At 61.9% G+C, this 257-nt stretch carries 1 protein-coding gene; it reads right to left on the bottom strand.

The window, feature by feature from the left end:
* Positions 1 to 19: 19 nt before the first annotated feature.
* Positions 20 to 257: DMT family transporter (locus EOB49_RS35545; RefSeq protein ID WP_164782015.1), on the bottom strand; the 238-nt coding region annotated here is incomplete at its 5' end.

Raw genomic sequence — 257 nt, 5'->3', positions numbered from 1 at the left:
GCCGTCACCCTCAAGATTTCTACGCCACGCGGGGTTGAGCTGGCCTGGGCTTGACCATTGTGGCGAGCACGATGCCGGCGACGATGAAGGCCGCACCGACCAGATCGTAATCGTGCAAGCCCTCGCCGAGCAGAAGATAGGCGAGGATAGCCACGAACACCGTCTGCAGGTAGAGCAGCATGCTTGCCCGGCTCGCGCCAAGCGTTTCCACGCTTTTGTTGTAGAGATAGTACATCAAGGCGCCGCCGGGGCCTGCC

Source organism: Mesorhizobium sp. M7A.F.Ca.MR.148.00.0.0 (assembly GCF_003997735.1).
GTDB lineage: Bacteria > Pseudomonadota > Alphaproteobacteria > Rhizobiales > Rhizobiaceae > Mesorhizobium.
Note: the sequence above shows the minus strand (reverse complement) of the source record. Positions and strands in the feature narration are given on the sequence as shown.